Annotated in this window: 11 protein-coding genes; all 11 read right to left on the bottom strand. The window is 37.7% G+C overall.

Annotated elements, in window-relative coordinates; all coding sequences use genetic code 11:
* Positions 1-75: 75 nt before the first annotated feature.
* A complete protein-coding gene (locus ACGF5R_RS23555; protein WP_387693030.1) occupies positions 76-681 on the bottom strand; it encodes an HNH endonuclease signature motif containing protein in 606 nt (201 codons plus the stop codon).
* Positions 678-908 carry a hypothetical protein gene (locus tag ACGF5R_RS23550; protein ID WP_387693029.1) on the bottom strand — a complete coding sequence of 77 codons (231 nt, stop codon included), beginning with the start codon at positions 906-908 and terminating at the stop codon, positions 678-680. Before ACGF5R_RS23550 ends, ACGF5R_RS23555 begins: the two co-directional genes overlap by 4 nt.
* Positions 909-976: 68 nt before the next feature.
* Positions 977-1,231 (bottom strand): DUF5405 family protein, encoded by a 255-nt coding sequence (locus tag ACGF5R_RS23545; protein ID WP_387693027.1) that lies wholly within the window; start codon positions 1,229-1,231, stop codon positions 977-979.
* Between the two features lies 1 nt (position 1,232).
* Positions 1,233-1,403: a hypothetical protein gene (locus ACGF5R_RS23540; RefSeq protein ID WP_387693025.1), complete on the bottom strand. Its 171-nt coding sequence runs from the start codon at positions 1,401-1,403 to the stop codon at positions 1,233-1,235.
* Positions 1,404-1,461: 58 nt separating this feature from the next.
* Positions 1,462-1,662: a hypothetical protein gene (locus ACGF5R_RS23535; protein WP_387693023.1), complete on the bottom strand. Its 201-nt coding sequence runs from the start codon at positions 1,660-1,662 to the stop codon at positions 1,462-1,464.
* Between the two features lie 5 nt (positions 1,663-1,667).
* The gene (locus tag ACGF5R_RS23530; protein ID WP_387693021.1) at positions 1,668-2,408 is read right to left on the bottom strand and encodes a hypothetical protein; all 741 of its coding nucleotides are present in this window, start codon (positions 2,406-2,408) and stop codon (positions 1,668-1,670) included.
* Positions 2,401-2,856: a zinc-finger-containing protein gene (locus ACGF5R_RS23525; RefSeq protein ID WP_387693019.1), complete on the bottom strand. Its 456-nt coding sequence runs from the start codon at positions 2,854-2,856 to the stop codon at positions 2,401-2,403. Before ACGF5R_RS23525 ends, ACGF5R_RS23530 begins: the two co-directional genes overlap by 8 nt.
* 10 nt (positions 2,857-2,866) lie before the next feature.
* Positions 2,867-3,229 carry a hypothetical protein gene (locus ACGF5R_RS23520; protein ID WP_262981505.1) on the bottom strand — a complete coding sequence of 121 codons (363 nt, stop codon included), beginning with the start codon at positions 3,227-3,229 and terminating at the stop codon, positions 2,867-2,869.
* Positions 3,230-3,244: 15 nt separating this feature from the next.
* Complete coding sequence (locus ACGF5R_RS23515) at positions 3,245-3,466, bottom strand: hypothetical protein (protein WP_262981506.1); 222 nt, start codon at positions 3,464-3,466, stop codon at positions 3,245-3,247.
* A complete protein-coding gene (locus ACGF5R_RS23510) occupies positions 3,447-3,839 on the bottom strand; it encodes a hypothetical protein (RefSeq protein WP_262981507.1) in 393 nt (130 codons plus the stop codon). Before ACGF5R_RS23510 ends, ACGF5R_RS23515 begins: the two co-directional genes overlap by 20 nt.
* Positions 3,820-4,624: hypothetical protein (locus ACGF5R_RS23505; RefSeq protein ID WP_387693016.1), on the bottom strand; the 805-nt coding region annotated here is incomplete at its 5' end. The genes ACGF5R_RS23505 and ACGF5R_RS23510, both read right to left, overlap by 20 nt.

Raw genomic sequence — 4,624 nt, 5'->3', positions numbered from 1 at the left:
ACTAATCCAGACTCATCCGTTGCTATAAATTTAGTCCAATGAGGGGCTGATAATTCAATGCCAAAGTAGTTAACCTTAATTGGCTTTATTAAGCTGATTAGTTTCATGATGTTTTACTCTTGTTTTTTCTTTAATAGCTATTTTTATACGCGCTAGATTAACGGCTGCATGTTTATAGACTGATGGTGTTGATGGGTAACTTTTATTTAATATTGCATTCTCCTCGCGAGTAATCATCAGTAAATTATCGATCTGACAGTTCAACGAGTTGTTATCTTTGAAAATAAGAATGCTATTTTCAAGCAGTTTTCCGCGACATTCTTCCCAAATAACGTGGTGCTTAAGTCGCCAAATATTGGGATTTGCTACTTTTATATAAACATAGCCGTGAATATCAACCCGCTCAGTTCCTAGTTCTCGCGTATTCCACGTTATTTGGCCTTTTTTAAATGACCCCGAATTACACTTCATTAACCCTTTTGTACCTATATTGTGCGGTTGGTTTCCTTTAATAAACTGTCCGGTTCTGCCGGTACGCAACCCCAGTCTTTTCCTGAATCCGTGAATAGATTCGCTTGAGCGATTGACAGAAAAATGCTGATTAAACTGTGCTGTGAGTTCGTTTAACGACAATAAATAATTCTCTTTCATCCAGCTTTTCATTTCATTTGTATATATCATTTTCTCCCCTCTAGATATTTTGGAGCTGATTTGATTTCCTGATTGCCCAATGCCTTTTGAACATCCAACGCTAATTTTCCGTTATGTATAATTTGCGCTGCTGTATTTGATACTGCTTTTGCTCGACGAATTTCTGAATCTAACTTTTCACCGGACAGCTCTTCGTCAGATAGCCGCTCTAATTGAGAAAAAAGATGATTATTTAAATCCTCAAGAGTGTTTTTCATGATGTTTTATTTCCTTTAAAATACTTGAACCAGCCGACAGGTGTATCGGCCGGGACTAACATATTGAGCTACTTTATTTTCAATGAAATTTCTGTTGCAAATTGATTAATTTTATCACTCATCTCTTGAAGTGATTTAATATCATCACGACGAATTTCTAATAAAATTAACTTCTTAATTAATAACTCTAGTCTGGGATAATATCCGATTGTTTGTAATCGCTCTTGACCAATATTTTTACCCTCCCTGTTTATTTTAATTTCATTAAGAATGAACTGATATTCATCTGATGTGATGACATATTTATCTAATCTTATTTCCACTTTAATCACTCCAATAAGATAATGATTCTTGCGCGGCATCATGCGGATGAATATATTTCCAGTCTTCATCTTTTCTAGAATATGATTCAATCTCACACTCAGCAATTTCTTTTGCTTCTGATAAACTAGCGCCGCGTGACGCTAGTGTGTTTATCATGTAACGCTTGAACATTCGTTTCCAGATAAAATAAAAGTGATGACAAAGACAATCATTCATTGTTATTTCTCTTTCAGATAGTATTAGTTTTAACACGATTAATTACCCTTATTGTAGATTGTAATGCATTATTTTTAACAATAAGATTTTTGTTTTGCTCTTCAAGATATTTAATCTTATCAGCAATCTCATTTAAAGTTAAATAGTCATCACATTTCGCTGTTCTTGCTAATTCGTGACATGCAGATATTAAAGACTCTGTATTTTTAGTCATGATTGTTACCTTTTTTCAATAATCTTGAATTCAATTACCCAGACATGCTTATTGTCAAATGAATTAAAGCCGTAGATTGATTCCCATAGCAGTTTAAAGCGCTTTTTTGCTGTGTCGCATTCTCTACAATCAACGTAATAAACACCGTTCGCATATGCTGCGTATGTTTGATCTCCTTGGCACTTTTGGCAGGGCCAGAGTCTTGGTTGCGCATTGAACCCATATTCATCATCTGTATAACAACCCTCCGCTATTGCATCCTCTTCACTGATTTCATTTAGCCTTTCGACACGAATATCTGTGATTTCAAGAGTGATACGACTAGCCCAGCGCGGCATGTGAATTGCCGCTCGCCAACCCTGGCGGAGATTGTCATCAGCATCGTAAAATGATGGATATTGCCCGCAATCAGCACGATAGATACAATTTTCTGGTTTTTGATATGATTCGGGATTTTTGAACAAATCATGTGAATCATTATAATCGACAAATGGGCCTTGAAATGTCTCCCTCACCCACAGCCGATCGCCAGTTTTTCCGAACGGGCATGAAACCCGCCTAGGTTGATGTGTTTCGGCGTCTTTCATCCACCAATAAAAATATCCATCATCGCACAATCTTAATTCTTGTTTGTGACTGATATACTGACGTTTTACTATTCTTCTCGTTTGAGTTTTCCTGCCATCTAAAATAGCACGGACCATCTCTGAGTTGAAAATAATAGGCATTTCTTTCGTCTCATTCATAATTACACCTCAATATTTTTTGCTTGCATATTTCTTTGGCTCTGTAGCATGTATCAATATCGAACCAGCCGAAGTGACATTCACATGTTTTGATTCCTAATTTATTTGCAAGCCAATTATAAGCATCCGTGCGACTAAAAATAGCGCCATTAAATTTCCATAGTCTTTCGAAATAAGGCTTGCATTGCTTCCTTGCATTGCGAGTTTCAGCGTCCGCTAGTGTTCCTAGCGGGATATTAGTAAAAGGGTGCATGCCGACATATGCACCGCAGCAACTACATAAATAAGACCACGGCCAATTTCCAAAACTTTTTCCACCATATATTTCTTTGTGATTGACTATTTTTACTTGTGAACCACAATAATTACATATTTCTGGCGGGGGAAGGGGATTTTTTACTTTAAGTATTGCTTTCCGGCTTGGATTCCAAGGTGTTTTCTGAGTCATATTCACCTCATTAAATAAACTTCGGTAATTTTTTACCTGTTAATTTTTCAGCTTCATCGATAAATTCATTTGCATGTGTTTCTGTACCAACATTGAGAGCGTATGCGTATTTATGAACAATGCCTTTCATAATAAATGCACCGGCAAATAGAACTTTTTTTAGATATTTATTGCGGCGATTGACTTTAGCTAGTCGTTTCTTTAATCTCCTGCTTTCTTGTGCTAGTTTATTATTTTCATTTGCTAATTCGATAAACTCTTTCACTTTTGCTCTGTACTTTCTCGCGAAATAGTGTTCAAGTTCTTCATTTGGAAAAATATCTGTTGGAATTGCTTTGCCGGATAAAATAATATTTATTTGAGATTCGGTCATTATTGCCTCATTAATTTAATTTCTCACTCTTTCAGGATTTCCAATAATGAATACACAATGGGTAAAATCATCGGGATTGACTTTATTTTTACTTTCTCGCTTTTGTTTTTGGGGTTGGGATTTTGCTTTCTTCTGACCGGCAATCTGACATTCAACACAATTCCCGTTTGCTATGTATCTGAGAGTGTGTCCCTTAGGGCATGGCTTGCCAATATATTTATTCGTTTCCTCGCTCATTGATTGGATTCCCTTTTAAATAATGTTGACAAATTGGATTTGTCAGGTAATAGAGCATTTGTTCAATTTCAATTTTATGAATAAGCCGCATGTCTTTGCGTGTACTCAATTCTCTTGCTAAGTGCTTAATTGCTTGTGACATGTATTCTTTTGTATAAAAAGGGCTAAATTCGTAAAATTTTACTTTTCCGACATGTACGTGAGCTGGCATGAAGTTATTCCAGATTACGCGTAAAGTATGAAATAGATGATCTGTATTCATTTCAGCCGGAGTTAAGAATTCATTGTTTGCAGTCTTCCAACGCCAGCTAAAATGTATGCACTTACAGGCATTGCATTGATCATCAACATATTTATTCTGTTCCTCTTTCATTGGTTGAATTCCCCATGTTATTTAGTTCGTCAACTTTATTTTGAGTGGTTTCGGGTTTCTCAAACCAATCGTCTACACTTGACATACCATCACGTAAGCTTGCATAGATTTTCTTCATCTGGACCATTTGAGCGGGGCGCATGGCTTCAACACGGCACTGTATGCGCTTCTGAATTTGCTCACTGGTAACACCAAATTCATCCTTGAATACTGCAATCATTTTCTTAATAGCGTCAGGGGATGTATCAGCATTGCTTCTGAGTGTCACATCACACTGATTAACTGCCGCTTCGATAACATCACCGGGTATCACCCCTAAAATACACGCCCGCAAACGCCTTGATCCTTGGTTTGCCACCATTTCGTAGATATCGCGTGGATCTTCCAGCTTTTTCTTTCCCTGTCGCGTAAATCGAACATGCGGAACAGTAAAGGTCTTAACTTGACGTGTGTTTGTTTCAATATCCCACGCGAACGCTTCAACAGACGATTCACCGTTTTTTTGTTCAAGCTCGCGTATACCAAACTGTATATTTCCCCAGTTTTGAGCAACGGCCTCAGCTAACCTGATGCTTGGTCCTGTCACTTCAGCGCCGCCTCGTGAGTAAGAATACAAGGCACTTTCAGCAAGAGTAGGGCGTGTACATGCCTGCAAAATTCTGTCCATTGCAGTGATGGGGTCACGCGGGAATTTTTTAGCTATCACCATCGCGGCCTGAACTTCTTGTATGGCTCTTTGTTGCTCAACTGCAACCATTCCATTTGCTTGTTGCGCATGTTGCGCA

Origin of the sequence: Photorhabdus sp. RM71S, assembly GCF_042879355.1 — a bacterium.
GTDB classification, from domain to species: Bacteria; Pseudomonadota; Gammaproteobacteria; order Enterobacterales; family Enterobacteriaceae; genus Photorhabdus; species Photorhabdus kayaii.
Note: the sequence above shows the minus strand (reverse complement) of the source record. Positions and strands in the feature narration are given on the sequence as shown.

Coding starts and splice junctions, on each gene's coding strand:
- ACGF5R_RS23555 (WP_387693030.1), bottom strand. CDS start 681: ATGATATATACAAATGAAATGAAAAGCTGGATGAAAGAGAATTATTTA.
- ACGF5R_RS23550 (WP_387693029.1), bottom strand. CDS start 908: ATGAAAAACACTCTTGAGGATTTAAATAATCATCTTTTTTCTCAATTA.
- ACGF5R_RS23540 (WP_387693025.1), bottom strand. CDS start 1,403: ATGTTCAAGCGTTACATGATAAACACACTAGCGTCACGCGGCGCTAGT.
- ACGF5R_RS23535 (WP_387693023.1), bottom strand. CDS start 1,662: ATGACTAAAAATACAGAGTCTTTAATATCTGCATGTCACGAATTAGCA.
- ACGF5R_RS23530 (WP_387693021.1), bottom strand. CDS start 2,408: ATGAATGAGACGAAAGAAATGCCTATTATTTTCAACTCAGAGATGGTC.
- ACGF5R_RS23525 (WP_387693019.1), bottom strand. CDS start 2,856: ATGACTCAGAAAACACCTTGGAATCCAAGCCGGAAAGCAATACTTAAA.
- ACGF5R_RS23520 (WP_262981505.1), bottom strand. CDS start 3,229: ATGACCGAATCTCAAATAAATATTATTTTATCCGGCAAAGCAATTCCA.
- ACGF5R_RS23515 (WP_262981506.1), bottom strand. CDS start 3,466: ATGAGCGAGGAAACGAATAAATATATTGGCAAGCCATGCCCTAAGGGA.
- ACGF5R_RS23510 (WP_262981507.1), bottom strand. CDS start 3,839: ATGAAAGAGGAACAGAATAAATATGTTGATGATCAATGCAATGCCTGT.